Below are 2,069 nucleotides of genomic sequence, written 5' to 3' on the forward strand. Positions count from 1 at the left end.
GCGGCCTCGCCTGCCTCGGCCTTGGCGTTGTTGGCCAGGGCCGCCGCCTCGGCGGCCAGCCAGCGGTTCTTGTCAGCCTTGGCCGCGATCAGGGATGCTTCGGCGATCAGCCTTTGGACCTGGGCGGTGTGCTGCGATGCGAGGCGGTCCTTGCGGTCGGCGGTGAACTGTCCCACGGCCACGAAGTCATGGAGCCGGTCGGCCGGCCCGGCCAGGGCGATCTTCGCCGCCGCCTTCACCTCCGGTCCGGCGGCCGCGTCACTGACCAGCTTGGAGGCCGCGACCTGTTCGTCGGCCAGACGGGTGGAGTACTGGGTGACGCCCAGGAACACCGCCAGCGCCTTGCCGCTGCCATCCGCCAGCGCGGCCCGGGCCGCTTCCCTCACCCCCGGACCACCGGTGTCGTAGATCTTGGAGACGGCCACCGCCATGTCCGCGGCGCCGGCAGTGAACTGCCCGGTGGTGTGAAACGCCAGGATCTGCTCCGAAGTGCCCTTCAACGCCTCCGCCGCCGCTGTGCGCACGGAAGGGTAAGGAGAGTCGTAACTGAGCTGGAAGACCCGCTCACGTGCATCACGCTGGGCGGCTTCCCGCCAACCGGTACGCAGATAGTCCAGGACATCCTGGTCACTGCCGGCCAACGCACGGGCGGCAGCGTCCTGGGCGATCGGACCACGCAGCTTCAGCGCGTCCATCGCCAACCGTCGGCCCTTGGCCGCCACGGCCGGGACGTCCACGTCCGGCCGGGCGGCCTCGGTGGCCAGGGCAGCGGCGGTGGCGTCCAGAGCCCGGGCCTTGGCCTCCTCGCCGGCGGCGTCGGAGATGACCTTCAGCAGGAGGGCTTGACGGGTGCGGGCGTTCTCGATCCCGGCGTCCGTGCGGGTGGCCAACTCGTCGGTCTCGGTCTCCCGCGCGATGGCATAGACCTTCTTCGCCGTCGCCACCGCCGCAGCCGCCGCGTCCGAGGCCTTCTTCGCCGCCTCGGCGTGCTTGGTCGCCTGCGCGGCCGCGGTCGCCGCCTCACCCGCGTGCGCCACCGCCTCCAACGCCGCGGCAGCAGCGTTACGCGCATGCTGCGCAGCCGCGTTCGCGGCCGTACGGGCCTCGAACGCGGCGGTCGCGGAACGGTCCGCGAGTACGGCGGCCCGGTTCGCCGCCGAGTTCGCCGCGTTCGCATGCCGCCGTGCTTCGGCAGCCGCCGCGCGGGCGTCAGCCGAACGGCCACCGGCCGCAGCCGCATAGGTGCCGGCCGCTTCGGCCGCATCCGCGGCCGCGTTCGCGTTCGCCCCGGCACTCAACGCCGCCCGCGTCGCCTTCGCCGCCTGCTGCGACGCCTTGCCCGCCTGCTCCGCCGCCGCAGCCGACCCCTCGGCAAGAGTGGCGGCGATCGTCGCCTGCGCAGCAGCCGTCTTGGCCGCCGTCGCCTTCCCCGCGTCCTTACCCGCGGCGATCGCCGCGTTGTAGGCGTCATTGGCCGCATTCGCCGCCGCAGCCGCCGCACTGGCCGTCTGCGCCGCCGCCAACGCCGCCGTCCGCGCCGCCCGATTCGCCGCATTCGCCGACGCGATCGCCTGCTGCGCCGCCGACGCAGCCGCCCGCGCCGCGTCCGCCGCCTGCTGCGCCTTCACCGACGCCCGCGACGCGTCATCCTTCGCCGCAGCCGTCTCCGCAGCAGCCCTGTCCGCCGCCACCCGCGCCAACTCCGCAGCCGCAACCGCCCGATCGGACGCCTCCTGAGCCTGCTTGGTGGCATCCTCCGCCTGCTTGCCCGCCACCTTCGCCTGCTCGGTCAACTGCGCGATCGTCGCATGCTCCTGATCACGGTTACGGGCCACGAACTGCCCCACCGCCAAGAACTCCGCCACATCCTCCGGCGTACCACGCAACGCCAACTTCGCCGCCGCCCGCACATTCGGACCACCCGAAGCCGTCAGCCGCGACACCGCAACAGCGTCATCAGCCTCCTGCGCGACATACCGACCCTCCTCAAGGAACGCCACCCGATCATCCGGCGTCCCCCTCAGCGCGGCCTCGCCCGCCTCCCGCACCCCAGTACCGCCCAGACCGAC

The 2,069-nt window shown here is 73.1% G+C and carries 1 protein-coding gene; it reads right to left on the minus strand.

Translation table 11 applies throughout. The annotated features are described in order from the left end of the window. Positions 1-2,000: ALF repeat-containing protein (locus C6N75_RS28090; protein ID WP_258177656.1), on the minus strand; the 2,000-nt coding region annotated here is incomplete at its 3' end. Positions 2,001-2,069 lie beyond the last annotated feature (69 nt).

The organism is Streptomyces solincola (assembly GCF_002982015.1).
Classification (GTDB): Bacteria; Actinomycetota; Actinomycetes; order Streptomycetales; family Streptomycetaceae; genus Streptomyces; species Streptomyces solincola.